The organism is Psychroserpens sp. XS_ASV72, assembly GCF_041224425.1.
GTDB lineage: Bacteria > Bacteroidota > Bacteroidia > Flavobacteriales > Flavobacteriaceae > Psychroserpens.
In genome coordinates, this window is the sequence record NZ_JBGFGL010000080.1 from 125,721 (window position 1) to 147,959 (window position 22,239).

Annotated in this window: 21 protein-coding genes; 3 read left to right on the forward strand and 18 right to left on the reverse strand. The window is 34.6% G+C overall.

Annotated features, from left to right (window positions below):
* Positions 1-108 precede the first annotated feature (108 nt).
* Positions 109-336, forward strand: a complete 228-nt coding sequence (locus AB9K26_RS11500) for a uracil phosphoribosyltransferase (RefSeq protein ID WP_369972704.1) — start codon at positions 109-111, stop codon at positions 334-336.
* Here AB9K26_RS11500 and purD read toward each other — a convergent pair.
* On the reverse strand, positions 331-1,602 hold the full coding sequence (purD, locus tag AB9K26_RS11505; RefSeq protein WP_369972705.1) for a phosphoribosylamine--glycine ligase: 1,272 nt from the start codon (positions 1,600-1,602) through the stop codon (positions 331-333). The genes AB9K26_RS11500 and purD overlap by 6 nt on opposite strands.
* An 84-nt stretch (positions 1,603-1,686) precedes the next feature.
* On the opposite strand from purD, the gene AB9K26_RS11510 reads away from it, so the two are divergent.
* Complete coding sequence (locus AB9K26_RS11510; protein WP_369973089.1) at positions 1,687-3,009, forward strand: phenylacetate--CoA ligase family protein; 1,323 nt, start codon at positions 1,687-1,689, stop codon at positions 3,007-3,009.
* The gene (locus tag AB9K26_RS11515) at positions 3,006-4,166 is read left to right on the forward strand and encodes a glycosyltransferase family 4 protein (protein ID WP_369972706.1); all 1,161 of its coding nucleotides are present in this window, start codon (positions 3,006-3,008) and stop codon (positions 4,164-4,166) included. Before AB9K26_RS11510 ends, AB9K26_RS11515 begins: the two co-directional genes overlap by 4 nt.
* Here AB9K26_RS11515 and AB9K26_RS11520 read toward each other — a convergent pair.
* The 17 genes from AB9K26_RS11520 to cysC all read right to left on the reverse strand — a co-directional run bounded on the left by AB9K26_RS11520 (position 4,163) and on the right by cysC (position 22,239).
* A complete protein-coding gene (locus AB9K26_RS11520; protein ID WP_369972707.1) occupies positions 4,163-5,569 on the reverse strand; it encodes an exopolysaccharide biosynthesis polyprenyl glycosylphosphotransferase in 1,407 nt (468 codons plus the stop codon). The genes AB9K26_RS11515 and AB9K26_RS11520 overlap by 4 nt on opposite strands.
* Before the next feature lie 8 nt (positions 5,570-5,577).
* A complete protein-coding gene (locus AB9K26_RS11525) occupies positions 5,578-6,561 on the reverse strand; it encodes a UDP-glucuronic acid decarboxylase family protein (RefSeq protein WP_369972708.1) in 984 nt (327 codons plus the stop codon).
* Positions 6,558-7,871, reverse strand: a complete 1,314-nt coding sequence (locus tag AB9K26_RS11530) for a UDP-glucose/GDP-mannose dehydrogenase family protein (RefSeq protein ID WP_369972709.1) — start codon at positions 7,869-7,871, stop codon at positions 6,558-6,560. The genes AB9K26_RS11525 and AB9K26_RS11530 overlap by 4 nt, the downstream gene beginning before the upstream one ends.
* Before the next feature lie 12 nt (positions 7,872-7,883).
* Entirely contained in the window at positions 7,884-9,227 is a 1,344-nt protein-coding gene (locus AB9K26_RS11535; protein ID WP_369972710.1) for an exopolysaccharide biosynthesis polyprenyl glycosylphosphotransferase, read from the reverse strand.
* A 90-nt stretch (positions 9,228-9,317) separates the two neighbouring features.
* Entirely contained in the window at positions 9,318-10,571 is a 1,254-nt protein-coding gene (locus tag AB9K26_RS11540) for an O-antigen ligase family protein (protein WP_369972711.1), read from the reverse strand.
* The gene (locus AB9K26_RS11545) at positions 10,543-11,646 is read right to left on the reverse strand and encodes a DUF1972 domain-containing protein (protein WP_369972712.1); all 1,104 of its coding nucleotides are present in this window, start codon (positions 11,644-11,646) and stop codon (positions 10,543-10,545) included. The genes AB9K26_RS11540 and AB9K26_RS11545 overlap by 29 nt, the downstream gene beginning before the upstream one ends.
* Before the next feature lie 31 nt (positions 11,647-11,677).
* Positions 11,678-12,841, reverse strand: coding sequence for a glycosyltransferase family 4 protein (locus tag AB9K26_RS11550; protein WP_369972713.1), 1,164 nt, complete (start codon positions 12,839-12,841; stop codon positions 11,678-11,680).
* On the reverse strand, positions 12,834-13,514 hold the full coding sequence (locus tag AB9K26_RS11555; protein WP_369972714.1) for an acyltransferase: 681 nt from the start codon (positions 13,512-13,514) through the stop codon (positions 12,834-12,836). Before AB9K26_RS11555 ends, AB9K26_RS11550 begins: the two co-directional genes overlap by 8 nt.
* 8 nt (positions 13,515-13,522) lie before the next feature.
* Positions 13,523-14,791, reverse strand: coding sequence for an O-antigen ligase family protein (locus AB9K26_RS11560; RefSeq protein ID WP_369972715.1), 1,269 nt, complete (start codon positions 14,789-14,791; stop codon positions 13,523-13,525).
* Positions 14,792-14,800: 9 nt separating this feature from the next.
* Positions 14,801-15,595 carry a glycosyltransferase family 2 protein gene (locus tag AB9K26_RS11565; protein WP_369972716.1) on the reverse strand — a complete coding sequence of 265 codons (795 nt, stop codon included), beginning with the start codon at positions 15,593-15,595 and terminating at the stop codon, positions 14,801-14,803.
* An 82-nt stretch (positions 15,596-15,677) separates the two neighbouring features.
* Complete coding sequence (locus AB9K26_RS11570; protein WP_369972717.1) at positions 15,678-16,643, reverse strand: sulfotransferase; 966 nt, start codon at positions 16,641-16,643, stop codon at positions 15,678-15,680.
* Positions 16,644-16,761: 118 nt separating this feature from the next.
* A complete protein-coding gene (locus AB9K26_RS11575; RefSeq protein WP_369972718.1) occupies positions 16,762-17,553 on the reverse strand; it encodes a sulfotransferase domain-containing protein in 792 nt (263 codons plus the stop codon).
* A 2-nt stretch (positions 17,554-17,555) separates the two neighbouring features.
* Positions 17,556-18,917 carry an oligosaccharide flippase family protein gene (locus AB9K26_RS11580; RefSeq protein ID WP_369972719.1) on the reverse strand — a complete coding sequence of 454 codons (1,362 nt, stop codon included), beginning with the start codon at positions 18,915-18,917 and terminating at the stop codon, positions 17,556-17,558.
* A 22-nt stretch (positions 18,918-18,939) separates the two neighbouring features.
* Entirely contained in the window at positions 18,940-19,464 is a 525-nt protein-coding gene (locus AB9K26_RS11585; RefSeq protein WP_369972720.1) for a hypothetical protein, read from the reverse strand.
* A gap of 10 nt (positions 19,465-19,474) precedes the next feature.
* The gene (gene cysN, locus AB9K26_RS11590; RefSeq protein ID WP_369972721.1) at positions 19,475-20,728 is read right to left on the reverse strand and encodes a sulfate adenylyltransferase subunit CysN; all 1,254 of its coding nucleotides are present in this window, start codon (positions 20,726-20,728) and stop codon (positions 19,475-19,477) included.
* A gap of 10 nt (positions 20,729-20,738) precedes the next feature.
* Positions 20,739-21,644: a sulfate adenylyltransferase subunit CysD gene (gene cysD / locus AB9K26_RS11595; RefSeq protein WP_369972722.1), complete on the reverse strand. Its 906-nt coding sequence runs from the start codon at positions 21,642-21,644 to the stop codon at positions 20,739-20,741.
* Entirely contained in the window at positions 21,637-22,239 is a 603-nt protein-coding gene (cysC, locus tag AB9K26_RS11600) for an adenylyl-sulfate kinase (protein WP_369972723.1), read from the reverse strand. The genes cysD and cysC overlap by 8 nt, the downstream gene beginning before the upstream one ends.

Below are 22,239 nucleotides of genomic sequence, written 5' to 3' on the forward strand. Positions count from 1 at the left end.
CTAAAAAGGTTCTTTTGTTGTTTTCTTTTTTCCGTTTTATAATGAAAAAATGTAATTTTGTTCCGTAAAGATAAAATTTAAACCTACAACAAAATTAATTTTTGACTCATGAAAGACTTTTTTTACGCTATAGAGGATTTATTTGTAAATGTTTTGTTTTACCCATTTGATGCGTTACGTGCTCTTGAACTTGACAATTGGTGGGCAGCAAACTTCTTATCTTGGATTTTCATCATTGTAGGTTTGGTTGCTTTTGTCTACTGGATGAATGAGTTGAAAAAATACAATGCCAACGGCGAAGAAGATAAGAGTATTACCTCTCACTCTTACTTATAGATCGAACCCAATATCCTTTCGATAGTTCATCTTATCAAAATGTATGTGTTGTATGTTTTGGTAAGATTTTTTCAATGCCTCGCTGTGCGTGTTTCCATATGACGTTACCGCCATAACACGACCTCCTGAAGTTTCAATTTTTCCATTCTTTGGTATGGCTCCTGCGTGAAAGACTATGGAGTCTTTAACCTTGTCCAATCCAGAAATCTCCTTGCCTTTTTCATAAGATTCAGGATAGCCGCCAGAAACAAGAACAACTGTTGTAGCAGCCCTATCGTCAACATCAAGTTGGACCCCATCCAAGCGTTCTTCAGAAATCGACTTAAAAATAGCCACCAAGTCTGTTTTAAGTCTAGGCAAGACTACTTCTGTTTCAGGATCACCCATTCTAACATTGTATTCAATGACTTTTGGGTCATCTCCAACTTTAATTAAACCAATGAAAACAAATCCTTTATAAGGCAAGTTGTCTTTTTGAAGTCCGTTGATCGTGGGTTTAACAATTTGTTCTTCAATCTTATTTAAAAACTCTTCTGTGGCAAATGGCACAGGTGAAACTGCTCCCATACCTCCTGTGTTCAACCCAGTATCGCCTTCTCCTATACGCTTATAATCCTTAGCATTAGGTAAAATTTTGTAGTGTTTGCCGTCGGTTAGCACAAAACAACTTAGTTCGATTCCATCAAGAAATTCTTCAATGACCACTTTGGAACTTGCATTACCGAATTTAGCATCAACTAACATGCTTTTCAATTCTTTTTTGGCTTCGTCAAGGTCGTTGATAATCAAAACACCTTTACCAGCTGCCAAGCCATCTGCTTTTAATACATATGGTGGATTCAAGCTTTCAAGAAAACTATAGCCTTCCATTAATGAAGAGGCATCAAAACTCTGGTATGCTGCAGTTGGAATGTTATGTCTTGACATAAAAGCTTTTGCAAATTCCTTACTTCCCTCCAACTCTGCTGCGGCTTTTTGCGGACCAATTATTGAAACATGTTTCAGTGCTTCATCGTTCAGAAAAAAATCATGTACGCCTTGAACCAAAGGATCTTCAGGACCCACAACTACCATGTCAATTTCATGGGTTAAAACCGCATTTTTGATAGCTTGAAAATCGGTAACCTTAATGTCTAAGTTTTGAGCGATATCTGCTGTACCTGAATTGCCTGGTGCAACAAAAAGAGAGGTGCACAATGGGCTTTGGGCTATTTTCCAAGCGAAAGTATGCTCTCTTCCACCAGAACCTAGTACTAAAATTTTCATGGAATTTCTTGTTTGCACAAAAATAATTGGTTTTGACTTGAAAAAACAATTATTTTACACAAACCTTAATTGAATCTAACAACCTTGCGCGTATTTGATTGGACTTTAAAATTCAATGGCTTTCCAATAGATAAAGCCAAGACCGCCTTACAGCAAATTCAAAATGTTTCCGAAGCTAATTATGCCAGTTATTTAAATCAAAAAAAGAAAGAGATCGTTGCCTATCATCTCAAGAATAATACAAGCTATAAAAGTATTGGAGGTAATATCAATCTTGACGACTGGAGCTCTGTTCCAATCATGACCAAACGGGATTTACAACAACCTTTACACCTAAGGCTGTCAGATGGGTTTTCAGTAAAGAATTGCTATGTTAACAAAACCTCTGGTTCCTCAGGAGATCCTTTTATTTTTGCAAAAGACAAATTTTGTCATGCATTGACTTGGGCTATTATCCAAAATCGATTTGGTTGGTTTGGCCTTGATTTCAACTCTTCTAAGCAGGCTCGTTTTTATGGGATTCCTCTGGACAAAAAAGGCTATTACAAAGAACGTATTAAAGATGTAATGAGTAATCGTTTTCGGTTTTCGGTTTTTGATTTGAGTGATCAAGCTTTTGAAAAATTATTGGAGAAGTTTAAGGCTAAACCGTTTGAATACATTAATGGCTATACAAGTGCTATTGTTCAATTTGCTAAATTTTTGGAACGAAAGAAAATCATCTTGACGCAACTTTGTCCAAGTTTGACAGCTTGCGTTGTAACTTCAGAAATGTTATTTGAAGATGATAAATTGTTGCTAGAAGAATGGTTCGGTGTGCCTGTTGTAAATGAATATGGTGCTTCGGAATTGGACCTGATTGCTTTCCAGAATCCAAACGGACAATGGCAAGTCAATAGTGAGACATTATTTGTTGAAATTCTTGATGAAGACAATCAGCCTAGACCTTACGGACAAGAAGGAAGGATTGTAATTACTTCTTTATACAATAAAGCGCATCCCTTTATTAGATATGATATTGGAGATATTGGTGTGCTTTCAAAATCGAGTTCTCTGAAACTTCCTATCCTTGAAAAACTCATTGGAAGAACCAATGATATAGCTGTGCTTCCTAGCGGAAAGAAAGCTGCAGGACTTACCTTCTATTATATCACTAAGGCGCTTATTGAAGATGATGGTAATGTCAAGGAGTTTGTCATTGAACAATTAAAACCAGATATTTTTAAAGTGCGTTATACAAGTCATCAGGAATTGTCTGAAGAAAAAAAATCACGTGTTAAGGAAGAAATTATAAGGTATCTAGAACCTGGAATACAGGTTTTGTTTGAGAGAGAAATTGTGTTGAAACGTTCAAAAGGTGGAAAACTGAAACAGTTTGTGTCATCTATTAAACCTGAGGATAGATGAAAGAGGTTATGATCATCACTAGCTATTTTCCTCCTGAAACAGGTGCGGCTTCCAATAGGATTTTTCATTTGGCTGAAGGCCTGCAAAAACGCAAGTTCAATGTTTCGGTTGTGACGCCATTGCCCAATTATCCAACAGGAAAAATTTTTGATGGTTACAAAGGTAGGTTCAGTCATAAATCGACCGAAAAAGGAATATCAGTTCATCGTTTATGGATTTATGCCAGTAATTCAAAAAACAAAATCCTACGTTTGATTGCTATGCTATCTTACAGTTTTAGTCTTGTGTGGTTTTTTATTAGAAATGCTATCCCAAAAACCGCTATTGTTCAATCACCTCCTTTGTTGGTTGCCTTTACTTGTATGCTATGCCTTAAATCCAAAAAAAGAAAGCTTGTACTCAATGTTAGCGATCTTTGGCCAATAGCAGGATTAGAACTCGGTGCCTTCAAAAAAGGCTGGAGTTACCGTCTTTTAGAAAAAATAGAGCGTTTCAATTACAAAAGAGCTGATTTAGTTTTAGGGCAAAGTCATGAGATTCTTTCACATGTACAATCAATTGCACCTCAAAAAGACACCTACCTGTATAGAAATTATCCTGATTTTGAAATAGGTGATTATGAATATGCCATTACTGAAAAAAGAATAAAGATTGTGTATGCTGGTTTGCTTGGAATAGCTCAAGGTATTTACAAGCTATGTCAGGAATTGGATTATGAAAAGATCGAATTTCACATTTACGGTTCGGGCGCAGAACAATTTAAAATCGAATCTTTTATTAAGGAAAATGCCGAGCTTCCTATTGTTTACCATGGTCATATCTCTCGCTCAGAATTACATACTGAGTTGGTCAAATATGACTTGACGATTATTCCATTGTTGAAGCGTATTTATGGTTCAGTTCCTTCAAAAATTTTTGAATATGCAAAGTTAGGTTTGCCGATGCTTTATTTTGGAGGAGGCGAAGGTGAAGACATTATTAGGAAACACCATTTAGGTTGGGTTGCTGAAGCAGGGAATTATAATCACTTAAATGAGGTTTTAAGTTCTATTGATAAATCTGTTTTTGAAAAGGAAATGCGAAATAACATTCAGGATGTGGCCAAAAAGGAATTTGATCTCAATACACAACTATCAAAGCTGGAACATAAACTTTAGTAGGCTTTGTCATCACCTTTGACCAAATTGATAAAGGTTTGCACAATGATCTTAAAGTCGAGAATCAATGACCAGTTTTCAATATAAAAAATGTCGTACTTTATTCTGTTGATGATGTCTTTGTCTAATTTGACTTCTCCACGATACCCTTTAATCTGAGCCAATCCAGTAATGCCAGGTTTAACCTTATGTCTGAAGATGAAATTATACTTGTCGATCTTCTTGGAATACTCATCGGTATATGAAAGCATATGAGGTCTCGGACCGACAACACTCATATCTCCCAAAAGCACATTAATAAACTGAGGTAATTCGTCAAGACTTGTTCGCCTTAAAAACTTTCCGACCTTAGTGACACGCCTATCATTCTTACTTACATAAGTTCCTTTAATCTCTTCTGTAATGGTTAGGGTTCTAAATTTATAGCAGACAAATTCTTTGTAGTTAATTCCTGTTCTTTTATGCTTATAAATAAGTGGCCCTTTTGATTCCAGTTTCACCAAAATGTATAAAATAACTGTCATCCAAGATAAAACGAAAATGATAATGAATAATGAAAAGACAATGTCAAAACTTCGCTTTAATATCTTGTTGATTTCATTATTGAGTGCTACTTCTTGGATAGATAATACAGGAATATAGCTATAGAAGTTTGTTTGAAGTCTTTTGGTAAAGAGCTTTTTGGTATTTGGTACAAATTTTATATTGCAGTGATTGTGATTTGCATATTTTACATACTCAGCTAATTCTCTTTCTCGTAATTCATCAATGGCGCAATAAATCTCATCGATATTGTGGTTTTCCAAATATTCAAAACTCTCTTTTATCGTGCCTGAAACTCCCTCTTCATTAGAATTATTGAACACGCCTTTTAGTGCATACCCTAGATCCTTTTTTTCAAGAAACATTTTTTTTAAATCCTTAACTGTATCTCCACGACCTATGATAACAACATTTCTGAAGTTTCCTTTTAAATACAATCGTACGGTTTTTAAAAGATAATAGCTAAGAAGCTTGATAATACTTATAGAGGCAAACACATACAATAGATATTTCAAGGTTTCAATTGCCTCAATATTTATGCTTCTGAAGACGCCTTCAAAGGCAAAAACGCCAAGTCCGAAAACAATAAATTGCTTGATAATAAGCGACAATATGTTTATCAAAGAGGTGTATCTATACACCTTATAAAAATCATTGGCATAAGTAGAGATCAACCAATAGAGCACAGAATAAAACAAAAACAAAAGATGCTTGTCATTAAGTGTCTTTGATGAAAAAAAGTATAAGTCTTCATCATTGAAGTTCAGCAAGTAAAACGCGAATATATTAACTATGAAAAGGTCATATACAATCAGAACAGGTCGTAAGACCCATGAATATCTTCCGCGCCTAAACTCCATACAAAAGTTTAATTTATGTAATCAGAAAAGTCTTTATGCTCGCTTTTATAGAGCTCTTCTTGCGTTAAATTCTTAAAGTACTCAAAGGTTTTTTTCATACCTTCAGCTCTATCGACCTTAGGCTCCCAATTTAAAAGTTTCTTTGCTAACGTAATATCTGGTTGGCGTTGCATAGGATCGTTAACAGGAAGTTCTTTATAGACAATTTTTTGCTTGGTTCCTGTTAGTTTTATGATTTCCTCTGCAAAATCCTTGATAGAAATTTCATGTGGGTTTCCTATATTGACTGGTTTGGAGTAATCACTGTGAAGTAGTCTAAAGATTCCTTCGACTTGGTCGTCCACGTAGCAGAAAGACCTGGTTTGCGATCCATCTCCAAATACGGTTAAGTCTTCACCTCTAAGTGCCTGTCCCATAAAGGCAGGAATCACTCTTCCATCATTTAGTCGCATACGAGGACCATAGGTATTAAAAATTCTAACGATTCTTGTTTCCAATCCATGAAACCTATGGTAGGCCATAGTAATGGACTCTTGAAATCGTTTTGCCTCATCATAAACACCTCTTGGACCAATGGTATTGACATTGCCATAATATTCTTCGGTTTGAGGATGGACTAATGGGTCTCCATAGACTTCAGATGTTGACGCAATTAATATTCTTGCATTTTTCGCCTTTGCAAGACCAAGACAGTTATGCGTTCCAAGCGACCCAACTTTTAAAGTTTGAATAGGTATCTTTAAGTAATCTATTGGACTAGCAGGAGAAGCAAAATGCAGTATGTAATCTAAATCACCTTCAATAGAAATATATTTGGTGATATCGTGTTCTATAAATTCGTAACTAGAATTATTGAGAAGGTGTTCTATATTTTTTTGATCTCCGGTAATGAAATTATCCATCCCAATAACATAGTAACCTTCTTTAATAAACCGATCACTCAAATGCGAACCTAAAAATCCGGCTGCTCCAGTAATTAATACTCTTTTCATGGTGTTTTTGTTTCTCTTCCAATTGAACTGTAATAAAAGCCTTCTTTTTGAGCCTCTTGAATATCGTATAGATTTCTACCGTCAAATATTACAGGCGCATTCATTTCTTTTTTAAGCTTAGAAAAATCTGGTGTTCTAAAGATGCTCCACTCTGTACAAATTATTAAAGCATCTACATTTTCTGTAGCTTCATACATGCCTTTAGAATACTCCAACTTGTCTCCAAACTTACGCTTAACATTTTCCATCGCTTCAGGATCAAATACCTTTACCGTTGCGCCCATGTCAAGCAAATCTTTTATGATATATAATGCTGGAGCCTCTCTAATATCATCGGTTTCTGGTTTAAACGCTAATCCCCAAACCGCGAAACACTTTCCTTTTAAATCATTATTGAAATACGCTTTGATTCGAGGAATTAGAACTGTTTTTTGATTGTTATTTACCTTTATTACAGACTCCAAAATCTCAAATTGGTACCCTGAATCCTTACCAGATTTATGAAGGGCTTTAACATCTTTTGGAAAGCATGAGCCTCCATAACCAATTCCAGGAAACAAAAAGCGCTTGCCAATTCTGGAATCGGTTCCCATACCAGCTCTAACTTTATCTACGTCTGCGCCAACCATTTCACAGAAATTAGCAATTTCATTCATAAAGGTAATCTTTGTTGCTAAAAATGAATTGGCTGCATACTTTGTGAGTTCGGCAGATTTCTCATCCATGATTATGATTGGGTTTCCAGAACGCACAAATGGTTTGTACAACTTCTCCATTAGTTTCGTTGCGCGCTCAGAGCTGCTTCCAACGACGATTCTTTCGGGTTTAAGAAAGTCATCCACGGCAAATCCTTCTCTTAAAAATTCAGGATTTGAAACCACATCAAAATCGACATCGGTTTGACTCGCTATGGTTTGTTTTACCTTTTCGGCAGTTCCAACAGGAACAGTACTTTTATCAACGATAACTTTATAGTCGTCAATAAGGTTACCTATATCTTTTGCGCATCCAAGAACATAGGACAAATCTGCTGATCCATCTTCATCTTCTGGTGTTGGCAAAGCAAGGAAAATAATTTCCCCATGCTTAAGACCCTCTTCTAGTGAGGTCGAAAAATGCAATCTGTTGGCCTTAATATTTCTATGAAAAAGGACATCCAAGTGCGGTTCGTAAATTGGAACGACTCCTTTTCGCATCTTATCAACTTTAGATTGATCGATGTCAATACATAAAACGTCATTTCCTGTTTCGGCTAAACATGTTCCGGTTACCAAGCCAACGTAACCTGTTCCAATTACTGATACTTTCATTTATTTATAAATTCAATAAGCTTTATCTTCTCCTTTAAATATGTTCAATACTGTTTGGGCAATAATATTAAAATCCAACAACAATGACCAATTTTCTATGTAAAATATGTCGTATTTTGTTCGATTTACAATGTCGTCCCTAGTTTCAATTTCTCCTCTATAACCTCTTACTTGTGCCAAACCAGTAACACCCGGTTTTACAACATGTCGCACCATATATTTAGAAATTTTAGTGCCATACATTTCATTTTGCTTCCATAGATGAGGACGAGGACCAACTACAGACATAGAGCCAAACAGCACATTGAAAAACTGAGGTAGTTCGTCAATACTTGTTCTTCTAATAAACTTTCCAACTCTTGTCACCCTAGAATCATTTCGTGTTGCTGATTCTTCAGATCTTGAATTGATAGCCATCGATCTGAATTTATAACACAAAAAACCCTTTTCCTTAATGCCTGGTCTGTTTTGTTGAAAGAAGATTGGTCCTTTGCTTTCTAAAACAATGATTAAGCCCAAAATAGGAATCAACCATGATAAAACAAAACATATTATTATTAACGCAAAAACAATGTCAAAGGTTCTTTTGATTGCTTTTTTAAAAGGATCGTCCAAAGGTATTTCCCTTAAGGAAAGTATGGGTGTTATGTCGTAATAATTGAGGTATAGGTTTTTTGCGAACAGCCCTTTATTATCAGGGATGAATTTCAGGGTTTTCATTTTTACGTCACAAAATTCAATAAATTGTTTGACAGTGCTGTTAGATAGTTCCTTTAACGAACAATATACCTCATCAATTTGATTGGCCTCGATGAAATTAAAACTGTCTTTGACAGATCCGCTTTTGTTGACATCATTTAAATCGGTAAAAAACCCTTCAAACTTATACCCATATCCTGGCTGAAAATTGAAAAAATCCTGTAGCTTCTTGGTGGATTGGTTAGCTCCAATAATTACTACTCTTTTGTAATTGCTACCCGTTATAATCCTATATTTTCTGAATACAACAAACAGTATGATTCTCCACGCGGTTAAAACAAATAACAAAAGGAAGAAATAGTCTGAAATACTTTCTAAGGCTATGTCTTTATGGGTAAGGTAAAAATAGGATAGGATTACTAAAGTATATAAGATGATTTGTTGTAGCAATAAAGAAACAATCTTTACAATTTTAGTAAACCTGTATACTTCATAAAAAGAATACAATATTGATATGGCAAACCAAAACACAACAAAAAACGAAATGTCAACAATATTCTCAGTTAAGAAAAAATAAGATAGCGTTGAGATAATCAATAAATCGATTACATATAATGTAGGTCTAATTAAATTAGAATATCCAACGTTTTTTGACATTTAATAGTTTACATTGCTTCGAGGCAAATATAATTTAATCTATAAAAAATAGCTAATTGCTAGAAGTTAAATACACAGAAACGCAGCCTGTTAATTAGAGGCGTTTAAATTTTGTGTAGGGCTTTGTTTCAACCATCGTTTCAAAAACAGCGAATACAATATGATGAATAAAAAGAGCCCTCTTTGTCGCCATAAAATACTTTCGGTAAAGAAGACAGATGTCATTAAAATAGCAAACATCAATATTAAATAGTCTCCGGTATTTATGGCTTTTGACCAAATTACAACCAGAGCTGCCAGTAGAAGGCACAAGCCTATCAGGCCAAGTTCTGAAAGTGTTTGAGCATATTGATTGTGATAATTGTATTCATGGAATTTGAAATAGGTGTCAAACTCCGTATGCCGCTTTGCAACATTATCTCTTGAGGCAAACAGTCCGAATCCCTTAATCAAAATAGGTTCTTCTTCTATTTGCTCTTTGAGGATTCTTAATTGGAGTAATCGTATAGAGCTTCCCGTCCAATAGTATATTTTTCCAAACTTTTCTTGTGTTAAAACCTCTTCAAGCTTAGAGTGCTTTTCAAAAATCAAGCGCTCGGCTAATGTAATAGAGCTAATTCCGACTAAAATAAATGCCATTACAAAACCAATAATAACCTTTCTTTTATTAAGGTTTTTGAATCTCATTTTAAATAAGTAGATAATGAATCCTATTAAAATGACAGCCAGTATTGTTTTTGATGAAAGTAAAAATAGCAGCATGGCAAAAAAGCCCATAAGAACATAATGCGCTTTTCGTTTTTGTTGCAATGAAATCAAATAGAATAAGCTCATAGAAAAAAGAAGCGATACATATATGGCATTCAATTCTAAAACCTCTACAAGTTGGTGATAAGTAAACACCATTAAAGACTTTGTGTTTATATAATTGTAGATGGCGTTACAGATAAAAAAAACTCCAAGGAGTGTGTTTGATACTGTAAGCACCTTAAATACAATGTCAGATTGCTTTTTTTTAATTTCTGGAAGAAACATGAACACTATAGGAAGAACAAAAATAACAACCATCTTCTCCATTCCTTTTGTGGTTTGTTCAATGTCAACACTCCATAGGAAAGAACAGACAGCAAAAACATACAGCAGTACAGGAATAATAAGACCTTTATGAAGTCTTGGCTTGATTTTATTTAAATAGGTATATCGACATCCAAAAGCCACAAAAACTCCTAAAATAATTCCGCTAGCGGCAAATCCCAACAACAATGTGGATAAGGACAAGCCTAAAAGCAGCATTAAAAACTCTATTGAGTTGAGTTTACTTTTGATGTTTTTTGAAGCACTCATCTAGAAAGTCGAGATATTTTTTGTTGATCATTTCCCATTGAAAACTATGTTCAATTTTTTTATAACAATTTTCAATTTTATCCAAATGGTCTTCCTTTTTGGTACAATCGATGTGTTCCTTAACGTCATCAGCTGAGCTAAAATAGAACGCATCATCGCCCAAAATAGATTTAGTGAATTCGTTGTTATGAGCAATCATCATCACCTTAGAAGCCATGGCTTCCAATAAGGAAGGGTTCGTTCCTCCTACAGAATGCCCATGAAAATATAGGTTTGAAAAATACCTTAAGTTATTGAGGTGTTCAAGATTATAAATACCTCCTGTAAATCTGATATGATCAATTTCGGCGTACTTTTTTTTAAGATAGGCTCCAAACTTATTCACATTGTGTTTTCCAACCACTAAAAAAGGTGTTTTGGTTGCTGCTGATGCAACACCATCTAAAATAGTTTCTAGATTGTTTTCGGGTTCAAAACGTGCAATTAACATGTTGTAATTATGCTTTTGAACCTTATACAGATCCAAAATCTCTTCATTTGGTGTCTTAAACAGTTCTGCACCATAAGCGATGTATTCAGATGAAGCATCATACTCTTTAAGCAAATAATTTTGAATTCCTATAGAATCTGCAATAAGATAATCGCTTGAAATTACAGCTAGTTTTTCAGCATACTTTAAGAACTTTCTAACTGGAGCAGAGTACTTTGATCTCTTCCACTCCAATCCATCCATATTACTAATGATGACGCTTTTTTTAGGCAATAGCCAATGCCAAATTGTATTACTGGTATATCCCAACTGAAGCAAGACATCGAAATTTCTTTTTCTAGAGTCAACGATACAGTTGAAGTCGTATATAAACTGTCCGAAAGTACCAACCTTATCCTCTGGATCATAACAATGTATCAATTTGACACCCTTGAATGTTTCTTCTTGGTATTTATGCAAACTAGAGCTGTACACGTAAACATCATAACCCTTTTCTGCAAGATACACTGCAAAAAACTCTGTGAACTGTTCAAAACCACCATAATGGTTTGGTATTCCTCTTGTGCCTAAAATCCCTATTTTCATTTTCAGTGTTTTGAAATATTGAAATGGTCTGTTAATTTTTTTTGTAAATATCTATAAATTGTGAGACATGTCTGTCTAAAGAAAATTTTTGTTTGGCGTGTTCATATCCCTTTTTGCCAAAGTCAATTGATTTTTCTTCATTAGTCAACATGAGTTTTAGCTTTTTGCTCAAATCGTCTACGTCGCCTGGATTAAAAAAATAACCCGTTTCACCATCCAAAACAATTTCCTTTAAACCTCCATGATTTGCAGCAATAACTGGTTTTCTTGATAGCATCGCTTCTAAAGCGACAAGTCCGAATGGCTCTGGTTCAATTGACGGAACGACAGCAATATCGATACTATCCCAAATGCTCCAGATGTTTTCCTGAAAAGGAATAATGCTACACAAGTTTTCTAATGATGCTTGTGTGATGTTTTGCTGAAGTTCTTCAACTAAATACTCTTGGTTTGGAGGTGCTGAACCTACAAAAATCAGCTTTGCATTTTTGTTTTCAGGAGATGCCTTTTTAAACGCCTCTAATAGCAACGTTTGTCCCTTCCATTTACTAATTCTTCCTATTAAAGCGATTACTTTTTCATTGTCGTTCACACCAAAAAGTTCCCTCCTTATAGCTTTGATATCTTTATCAGAAGTAGGTGGTTTTTCTCTATCCATCCCATTTAAATTGACAATCGCTTTTTTTGTGAGCTTCTGATTGTTTTTACATAGGACTTCCTTAGAAGCTTCAGAATTAAAAACCACTGTGTCAGACAATGAATTCACGAGAAAAGGATAAATTTTACTGACAATTTTAGGTTTCTTTATAATTTCATGAACATGCCACAAGTGTTTCACTTTATAGCGTTTTGCATAAAATCCACCTAATAAAACCGCCAATGTGTTTGAGTGTATCAAATCAATATTCTCATTTTTCAATAGCCTATGTAAACGTTTGGTCGTTTTAGCTATCTCAAAAGGTAGGCTTAATAACTTTAGTGGCTTAAAGATACTTCTAGAAATTTTTATAACTGGAAATACAATGACGTTTACACCAAAAGCCTCTAGCAGGTCTTTTAAAGGTCCTTTGTTGGGTAGAACCACAATGGTTTTAAATTCTGGAGATGATTCAATAGACTTTACTAAATATAATAAAGCCTTATCAGATCCATAAAGCTCTGAAGACTGGTGAATATAAAGTATGGTTTTAGCCATTAAGATGTTTTAAAATTTTTGCTGGCACTCCACCAATTACAACGTTATCTGGAAATTCATCCTTAACAACAGATCCTGCCGCCACAACAGAATTGTTACCAACTTTGCTACCATCTAAAAACGTGGCTTTAGAGCCTACCCAAATATTATTTCCGAGTTCAATACCTTTTGAAGTAACGCCTTGCTCTCTGATTAACAACTTTGTGTCTGAGAAATTATGGTTTTCCGAATGAAAGCTAATATACTGACCCATAATAACATCGTTCCCTATACGAACACCTCCAGAACAGCCAAAATAGGAGTATTCTCCAACAGCGGAATTATTGCCAATTTGTAGACCTTTTCCGTATTTAGACAAGTGACTGGTGGTGCTTATGGTGGTAAAGGCTCCTATTTTAACCACATCTCCAAGCTTTATTTCCTGACTTGCATGACAATCTATTACCACATGCCTTTCGATAGTACAACCCTTCCCGAAATAAAAGTTGGATTTGTTCAATATGCGAACTTTCGATCCTAAGAATATCTTACGTCTGGTTTTAATGAGTCCTCTAAGCATCATTACTGTTCTATTTACCAAAAAAGAAATGACGAGTTTATTTGAAATGTTATCATCCAAAGTATATGACTTCCCAAATTTCACTAGGAGCTTTTGAAGTAATTGCTTTAACATATTCAAATTTAAGTTGTAGTCAGTTTTGATTGTTGAGTATTATAGAAATAGCTTAAGTAAATAATTCCCCCTAAAATAATACCTCCATAGTCTCTTGGGTTGTAAATTCCTGAAACTATCAGTGTTGTAAACATATAATAAATGGCAATGCCTGACAATAAATTGTTAATAATAATTGCCTGTCTGTTTTCTGTTCTGATATAAACTTGTAAATACAAGGTTAAGAGAAAAACGAGAAAGGCCAATACTCCCAGCAAACCTGCTTTATAAGCAATATAAGCGTACCCATTATGTATGGTTGTTATGTACTGAATACCTTCTGCATTCAATGGTGCTACAAACTCCAAATCAACTAATGAGCCAACCCCTTTTCCACAAACCAACCCAAAGCCCATAGGTGTGTCAGCGAGCTGTTCAAAAGCCTTTTTTGCTTCATAAGCACGCCAATGATCCCATAGGTCTGAGTGATCTTCAATATTTATTTCCGAAGAAAAAATCTCTGATGGTGCGATCTTTACTTTATATAAGAATCCTTCCAGACCGTCTGCACCACGTTCGAGGTCTGTAGAAAATAAATAGGCGTAAAACAGTAAAACAGCCGTAAAGAATGCAGTCATGTAAATCAAACCCTTTCGTGTGATAGCCAAATACCCATTTATTGATAATAATAGAATTATGGCAGCAACTGTAGCGGTTCTAGAAAAATAAAATATGAACGACATCAATATGATAGCGATAATGGTCTTTCTGTATTTTGATTTAAGAGTATAAAGTTCTCTTCCTTTTTTTGAAAATAATAAGACCACTGCAAAAATTTCCACCACGTTACCTCTACCTGCAAAGTTCCTTACTTTATTGACATTGAAGTCATTGTCTGTAAGGAAGTAGAGTACTTGTGATATATGAATGATTGCAAAAAAGAATGCGATGTAAATAATCGCTTTAAAAATGAACTTTTTGTCTTCAATCTTACTAATGAGATAATATCCCATTAAAATGAATAGAAAAGGTTTTGCTAAAAAGAAAAAGTCTTTTATGATGTCTAAAATCTTGCTTGGATAAAAGAATGAAGAAAAGATACTCAACAAGAAAATCGCCACTAAAGGAGCAATAATATTGAGGAAGTTATTTGAGTATTTGTAGCGAATATTCATAAAAATGAATGTCGATACCAAAATCATTAAAAGAATATTGACTTCAATGGAAAATATCAGCGGAGGAATAATTATCGAACTCGCAAAAACGACCTTATAAACAGAGTCTAATCTTATCTTCATTACTGCAAGCTAAACTTTTTCTTTAAATTTAAAAACTCTTAGCGTTTTTAAGCCTTTTATTATACTTTTTATTTTGAATTTAACCATCAAATAGAGATAATCATAATTACAAATAAACTTACTTAAACCTCCTGTTTGGTGTTTTGCCCTAGCGGTTTCTAAAAGCGCCTTTTTAACCATATTATTACTTACACCACCTCCACTCATTACCGCAGTGGTTTTATCAGATTTCAGTGTTCTAAGTTTTTGTTTTGCACGTAATAAAAGTTCATAATCACCCGCAATTTTATAAGATGTATCGTAATTTCCATAGGCATCAAAATATGCTTTGCTATGAAACGATCCTACATGAGCTGGAGTAATAACTATGTTTCTACGGAAACCTTTCCAGGTCCAAACAGTGTCGAGAAGCCTTTTATTGTCTTCGCTTTCAACATACAACACATTAGAGTACATCCAATCTGCTGATGTGTTTTCTGATAGTTTATCATACGTTTCCAAGGCATCTTCTAAATAGTAGTCATCAGAGCCAAGAAATGAAATCCAATCTCCAGAAGCTAGTTTTAAACCCTTATTCCATGCATCATAAATACCAGAGTCCTTTTCAGAAATCCATTTGAAAGAAATATTTTTAGATTTGAACTTAGCTTCATAGGCTTTAAGGATTTGTACCGTATTATCGGTTGAAGCGCCATCAATAACAATATACTCAAAATCAGTTAGGGTTTGATTGAGTAGGGAATCTAGAGTTCTAGTAATAGTTTTATCACTGTTAAAAGAAGACGTAATGACACTAAACTTCATAAAATCAATTTCGGTTTCTAGTGTTAATTATTATAAGATAAACTAAAAGAAAATCCCTGTTGTCTTTTATGCGCAATTCATTTTAAGACATAAATTTACCTTTTAACCACTTAAAGCTTTTTGCAAAATACAAGTGCAGATTAAAACGCCTGATCAGTAGATTTAAATAATAATCATACCAGTCTGTAAAAGTAAATAATCTGGTCTTAGTTTTTATTGATTTTATAGAATTTATGATTTCTGATTTATCGTAGCCTTGGGCCTTGAGATCTTCAGAATCAATTTTATTGATTAGCTTACAAGCAACACGCTTACGAAAGTTGGTGTCTAAAATTTGTTTCCACTTTGCAAGGCTATTGATACTAATGGTTTTGTAATCTTTTATACCTGTGGGATCACCTAAACTACCCTTTGTTTCCTGAGATGAGAATTTGTTGATCATAGACTCATCATACTCCAAATCTAAATACGACATGATATTTTTAAGTTGAGACTCTGGAGCCTCGACAAAGCTTTCGTAATTAATCGCAATTGATTTTAATTGGTAGGTTCTATATGCCTGTGATAACATTTTATAACCAACAACAATATCATTATACGAATCTAAAAATGGTCTAAGACGATTATTGGCCCAAGTACTAAGCATTGAAGTGTAGATTTGCTCTGGACTTCTGAATAAAAAAATAAATTTTGCTTCAGGAAATATCCTATGTATCTCATCAATAATTAGATAGTATCGAGGCGTTTTATCAAGGAAATAGCTTTCGTTGTTTTTTGATAATTTCGATTGAATGTCTACAATAAAATTCCTCAGTGCTGTATCATAATCTTCTTGCTTATTGGGCAGATTCTCAATGAGATCGTTTATTGCTTTGGCCGCAAGCATACTACCATATTCTGACAAGGACCCTTTTTCTTTCAAACCGTATATTTGAGGTAATAATATCCACGGTTCGGCTGTACTGGCAATGTCTTTATGTGCCATTAATGTCCTTTGCATTAATGTAGAACCTGACCTTGGTAAAGAAAAGATAAAGACTTGCTTCATTAAGGAATGCTATCGATTACTTACGTTGTTTTCTGCTCTAAATATAATCTAAAGAATTCACAGTAGAGGCTTCAAATAGATAACTTTAAAAATTTGCAAAAAGAGAATGTCCTTAGGTTTAGATATACCCTAAGTCTTTTAGTGTAGATTCAAATGCTTCGCAAATTTTATTTTGGTTTTCTTGACTTAGGGTTTTCATCCATTCATTGGTTTCCCCTTTTCTAACAAAATGCATGTTTTGCCTGCTATTTTTGAGGGCTTTAATCTGCTTTTTGTTCTCAATTTCATTGGCTCTCATTTTTTTGAAAGAGCTCTTTTCAATGGCACAAGACAACTTTTCTTCGGTATAATCAATATTCATGAAATTGAGAATGTTTCTAAGGTGCTTTGAAGTGTCTTCTTTCAAGTCTTCATACCTAACCAATAAAAACTTATCTGAGTCTTTACATGATCCCATCCAACTCCCAACGTTTTCTTTCCATGACCCATAAGGATCATAGTTTCCCTTAATGTAATTGTCAACAAAAACATCCATACTAAGATTGTCCTTAATTTTATTCATTTTTTTAAGGTATTCGTAGTAAGATACACAAACGCTCCTTGGGTCACGAACGATATAAACGACCTTTTTATATCTCGGGTCGAAATATTCATGGCTTTTTAATATTCTCGGCGATTCAAACTTCTTTAAGTCTTTATTCCTAATCTTATAGATGTCTGGAATCAGGCTATTCATATTGGTGAAATTGAAATCGTCACTAATAATGTTACCAATTAAAAAACGCAACCAAGTGTTTCCGCTTTTAGGATATGATACCAAATAAACATCAGACTCTATAACATCTATGTTACGTCCTATTTTTCGGTTCTCCAAGAACTTCCTTACTTCTGTTTTAGCGTTGCTGATCATTGTTAACTCAACTTATTAAATGGCAGGTAAAAGGTCCAAAAACCTAACTTACGCTTTATTATGATAACTAATGATATATTCGTGAGAATAATAGTGGTCATTGTCGATATGGCTGCTCCGTTTATCCCATAAATAGGAATCAATATAAAGTTTAGCGTTAAGTTAAGTATTCCTGAAAAAAATACAACCCTCTGAAACAACTTTTGATTATTGGTCATTTGCATTATATATCCAACTGAACCTGAGATAGACCCAATGAATTGTCCTATACACAATAAAATCAGAACTGTTTTGGCATTGATAAACTCATCGCCATTTAGGCCTAAAACAAAGTCTGAAAATACCACCAAGACAATCAGTAGAGGTGCCGTGGAATAAAATATCAATTTGGTAGATTTTCGTACTACTGATCCAAGCTCTTCAATTTTTTGACTAGCAAACAGTTCAGCAAATTTTGGTGTTGCTATGGCGTTAATGGAGAATAGAAAGATGCTTGACAATACTGATATTTTCTGTGCTACCGAATACAAACCCACCTCATAGTCTTCCATGTATAGCTGAATCATGATGATATCTATCCAGCTGATTATAAATAAAAAAGACCCTGCAAATAGCATTGGAGTAGAAATGGAAATAATCTTCTTGAAATCATAATTGGTCACATAAGCAACCTTTATCTCATCAGGTTTTCGTGATATATTTTTGAGTTTTTTTAGAAAAAAAAGTAATCCAAATACAAATGTGAGAAGTGTTGCATAAAAATAAATGCTGAACAAGGGTTTATCAATTCCGAAAGCTTTGAAAACCAACAAAAGAGATATAAAGAACACATTAACCAGTGTGAATTTAAAAAGAATAAAAAGACTGCTGTTCTTGTAGGATTGAAATGTTGCAAAAATAATAACCAGTAAAGAAAAAGGGATTAATGTGTAAAGAACGTATGTGTAGTTTTCCTTTAATCCTTCACTATCAATAAATTCAATAAACTGATCTTTAAAAATTAATCCGATTGACACAATAAGTACCGAAACCAACAATACAATCAAACACGCTTTAAATAAGACCGATTTAATATGCCGATAATTTCCCTCTTCATTTATAGCTGTGATTATTCTTACTAGGGAATTATCCAGTCCAAACCTTGGAAAGATAATTAAGATATTTAATAGTACAATGCTGAAGGCGTAAGCGCCATAATCTTTTGCCCCAAAGTTATTAGTGATGTATAGCATGATGGCATAGCCTAAAACCATACCTAATATCTTCAATAAAAAAACAGTTGCTCCGCCTTTTAACAACTCAGCAAAATCCTTATCATTGAACACACTTTGAAGTAGTGCTTTCGTCTTTTTTGTAACCTGCATTAAAAGGGAGTCAACTTACTTATTAGTAGAGTTTGTGATCAATTTTATTCTCTAAAACTTTTCTGGAAATAAATGTTGGGCTATAAGTTCCATCCATTTCTTTAGATACCGCTTTAAACTCTTCTTGATTATAGTCAATAAATTTATTGGGATTAAAAAACTGAAAAAAGTTTTGCCTGCTTACAATAATATCTTTTCCATGATAACTCAGCTTGGCATCAACAATTTGAATTGTTTGGGATTTCTCATCGTTTCCGTACCTTAACAGTAAGCGCAATGGTAAAGTATCATCAGGTAGCTGAAAAAACAATTCTTGAGGTGTGCTACTACCCTTTGTTTTAACACTTACAGAATTTTCTTTTTTGATATCAGTGTTTTCTTCATCAAGGTAAAACAATGTAAATTCATCATCCTTTTCAATTACCGCGTTGATTGTAAAAGAAAAATACTCTTTTTTCTCCTGGACATTCGTATCGGCTGTACGCTTTTCGTCTTTACAACTAAAAGTCAATAAAAGCAATAAAATAAAGGTTGTTTTGAATTTCATATCCATGTTTTTAAACAATCATTCCAGCTGCAACGGTCTCATTGGTTGTGTCATCTACTAATATAACGCTTCCTGTTGTTCTGTTCTCTCTGTACGAATCAACCATTAATGGCTTAGTAGTTCTTATTCTTACTTTAGATATGTCGTTCATATTAAGTTCCTTGTCGTCACTATTACGTTCTAAAGTATTGATGTCAAACTTATATACCACCTCTTTAATCATGGCCTTTTGTTCGTTAGAAGTATGGCGAATACTATATTTGGCTCTTGGCTTAGCTGGATTATTGTGTAACCAACATAGCATGACCTCAATGTCCTGAGAAGGTTCTGGTTTATTGTTAGATCGAACAATCATATCACCTCTACTGATATCGATGTCATCTTCCAAAGTAATAGATACCGACATTGGAGCGTAGGCTTCTTCCAAAGACTTTTTATAAGTATCAATACTTTTAATTTTTGAAGTAAACCCAGAAGGCATAACGGTAATGTCATCTCCTACTCTTAAAATTCCACTAGCCACTCGACCTGCATAACCCCTATAATCTCTATGCTCTTCACTTTGTGGTCTCAATACAGTTTGAACTGGAAATCTAGCGTCAACTTTATTGATGTCGCTACTAATGTGCATCGTCTCCAGAGTATGAAGCAAAGGCGCGCCTTGGTACCAGTCCATATGTTTTGAACGATTAACCACATTATCTCCAAGCAATGCGCTTATAGGAATGAAACGAACATCTTTTATAAGCATTTTAGAAGAGAACTCTTCAAATTGATTGATCACATTATTATATGCCTCTTCAGAAAAGTCTACCAAATCCATTTTGTTGATACAAACAATTACATGCGGAATTTGCAATAATGAAGCAATGAAAGAATGTCGTCTTGTTTGCTCAATAACACCATGTCTAGCATCCACCAAAATAATTGCGGCATTAGCAGTTGACGCTCCAGTGACCATGTTTCTCGTATATTGGATGTGACCTGGTGTGTCGGCAATGATAAACTTGCGTTTTGGCGTTGTAAAATATCTATATGCAACATCAATGGTAATCCCTTGTTCTCTTTCGTCTCTTAAACCATCTGTAAAAAGAGCCAAGTCAACTCCATCGTGCCCTTTCTTTTTGCTAGTGTTTTCGATAGCTTGTAATTGGTCTTCAAAAATCGATTTAGAATCGTATAACAAACGCCCTATTAATGTACTTTTTCCATCATCAACACTTCCTGCGGTTGTAAATCGTAATAATTGGTTATTGTCTAGCATGTGTCTTTTTTTAAAAATATCCTTGACGTTTTCTATCTTCCATTGCAGATTCTGAGCGTTTATCATCGCTTCTATTTCCACGTTCTGTTTGGCGCATACCAGAAACCTCGTCGGCGATTTTCTCTAGTGTATCGGCATCTGATTCAATTCCACCAGTAATCGTTATATCACCTAATGTTCTGAACCTTACTTTCTTTACAACAATCTCTTCGTGATCTTCTAAAACTAAAAATTTTGAATTCGGAATCCAGCTATCCTGTCTCCAAACTACTTCCCTTTCATGAGCAAAATACAATGACGGGATGGCTATGTTTTCACGTTTGATGTAATTCCAAACATCCATTTCGGTCCAATTACTGATTGGAAACGCTCTAAAGTGTTCACCCTCAAAATGCTTACCGTTGAATAAGTTCCAAAGTTCAGGTCTTTGGTTTTTTGGGTCCCATTGTCCGAAATCATCTCTATGTGAAAAGAAGCGCTCTTTAGCTCTCGCTTTTTCCTCGTCCCTTCTTCCACCACCTATCGCACAGTCAATTTTGTTCGTTTCAATGGCATCTAAGAGCGTGGTTATTTGCAGGGCGTTTCTGGTAGCATTCTTTCCTTTTTCCTCAGCAACACGACCTTCATCAATAGATTCTTGGACAGAGCCAACAATAAGTTCAACTCCTAATTCCTTAATGATATTGTCTCGAAATTCAATCGTTTCGGGAAAATTATGTCCTGTATCAACATGCATTAAGGGAAATGGAATTTTTGATGGATAAAATGCTTTTTTCGCTAAATGAGTCACCAAAATAGAATCCTTTCCTCCAGAAAATAGGATAACAGGGTTGTCAAATTGAGCCCAAACCTCTCGTAGTACAAAGATGGCCTCGCTTTCTAATTCATCTAAATAATTTAAATAATATTTACTCATTGTTCACTGACAATTTTGGAGTTATGTAATCAACTATCCTCTGAGCTGCTGCTTCAATCGATTCGTGTTCAGTTTTAATCTCAACATCAGGATGTTCAGGTGCCTCGTAAGGTGCTGATATACCTGTCATATTTTTGATTTCTCCTGCTCGGGCTTTTTTGTAAAGTCCTTTTACGTCTCGACGTTCGCATTCGTCTAAACTAGTATTGATATAAATCTCGACAAAGTTAACATCTTTGACGATACTTTTAATGTTCTCACGGTCTTTTTTATAGGGAGAGACAAAGGCGGCAAGAACAACAAGTCCAGCATCAATCATAAGGTTTGCAACTTCTGCAATTCGTCGAATATTTTCTGTTCTGTCTTCCGGTGAAAAACTCAGGTCTTTATTGATCCCTTTTCGGATATTGTCGCCATCTAAAGAATAGGTTTTAATCCCTTTCTCGAAAAGCTTTTGTTCAACAACATTAGCTATTGTTGATTTTCCAGAACCTGACAAGCCGGTGAACCAAAGTAAAAAGGATGTGTGTTTGTTCGCGTTTAAGCGGTCTTCTTTAGCTATTTGATAGCTATGGGGAATAATATGTTTTGACAT

What these genes read in the sequence shown, in the direction of transcription:
- AB9K26_RS11500 (WP_369972704.1), top strand. Translation starts at nt 109, where the DNA reads ATGAAAGACTTTTTTTACGCTATAGAGGATTTATTTGTAAATGTTTTG.
- purD (WP_369972705.1), bottom strand. Translation starts at nt 1,602, where the DNA reads ATGAAAATTTTAGTACTAGGTTCTGGTGGAAGAGAGCATACTTTCGCT.
- AB9K26_RS11515 (WP_369972706.1), top strand. Translation starts at nt 3,006, where the DNA reads ATGAAAGAGGTTATGATCATCACTAGCTATTTTCCTCCTGAAACAGGT.
- AB9K26_RS11520 (WP_369972707.1), bottom strand. Translation starts at nt 5,569, where the DNA reads ATGGAGTTTAGGCGCGGAAGATATTCATGGGTCTTACGACCTGTTCTG.
- AB9K26_RS11525 (WP_369972708.1), bottom strand. Translation starts at nt 6,561, where the DNA reads ATGAAAAGAGTATTAATTACTGGAGCAGCCGGATTTTTAGGTTCGCAT.
- AB9K26_RS11530 (WP_369972709.1), bottom strand. Translation starts at nt 7,871, where the DNA reads ATGAAAGTATCAGTAATTGGAACAGGTTACGTTGGCTTGGTAACCGGA.
- AB9K26_RS11535 (WP_369972710.1), bottom strand. Translation starts at nt 9,227, where the DNA reads ATGTCAAAAAACGTTGGATATTCTAATTTAATTAGACCTACATTATAT.
- AB9K26_RS11540 (WP_369972711.1), bottom strand. Translation starts at nt 10,571, where the DNA reads ATGAGTGCTTCAAAAAACATCAAAAGTAAACTCAACTCAATAGAGTTT.
- AB9K26_RS11545 (WP_369972712.1), bottom strand. Translation starts at nt 11,646, where the DNA reads ATGAAAATAGGGATTTTAGGCACAAGAGGAATACCAAACCATTATGGT.
- AB9K26_RS11550 (WP_369972713.1), bottom strand. Translation starts at nt 12,841, where the DNA reads ATGGCTAAAACCATACTTTATATTCACCAGTCTTCAGAGCTTTATGGA.
- AB9K26_RS11555 (WP_369972714.1), bottom strand. Translation starts at nt 13,514, where the DNA reads ATGTTAAAGCAATTACTTCAAAAGCTCCTAGTGAAATTTGGGAAGTCA.
- AB9K26_RS11560 (WP_369972715.1), bottom strand. Translation starts at nt 14,791, where the DNA reads ATGAAGATAAGATTAGACTCTGTTTATAAGGTCGTTTTTGCGAGTTCG.
- AB9K26_RS11565 (WP_369972716.1), bottom strand. Translation starts at nt 15,595, where the DNA reads ATGAAGTTTAGTGTCATTACGTCTTCTTTTAACAGTGATAAAACTATT.
- AB9K26_RS11570 (WP_369972717.1), bottom strand. Translation starts at nt 16,643, where the DNA reads ATGAAGCAAGTCTTTATCTTTTCTTTACCAAGGTCAGGTTCTACATTA.
- AB9K26_RS11575 (WP_369972718.1), bottom strand. Translation starts at nt 17,553, where the DNA reads ATGATCAGCAACGCTAAAACAGAAGTAAGGAAGTTCTTGGAGAACCGA.
- AB9K26_RS11580 (WP_369972719.1), bottom strand. Translation starts at nt 18,917, where the DNA reads ATGCAGGTTACAAAAAAGACGAAAGCACTACTTCAAAGTGTGTTCAAT.
- AB9K26_RS11585 (WP_369972720.1), bottom strand. Translation starts at nt 19,464, where the DNA reads ATGAAATTCAAAACAACCTTTATTTTATTGCTTTTATTGACTTTTAGT.
- cysN (WP_369972721.1), bottom strand. Translation starts at nt 20,728, where the DNA reads ATGCTAGACAATAACCAATTATTACGATTTACAACCGCAGGAAGTGTT.
- cysD (WP_369972722.1), bottom strand. Translation starts at nt 21,644, where the DNA reads ATGAGTAAATATTATTTAAATTATTTAGATGAATTAGAAAGCGAGGCC.
- cysC (WP_369972723.1), bottom strand. Translation starts at nt 22,239, where the DNA reads ATGTCAAAACATATTATTCCCCATAGCTATCAAATAGCTAAAGAAGAC.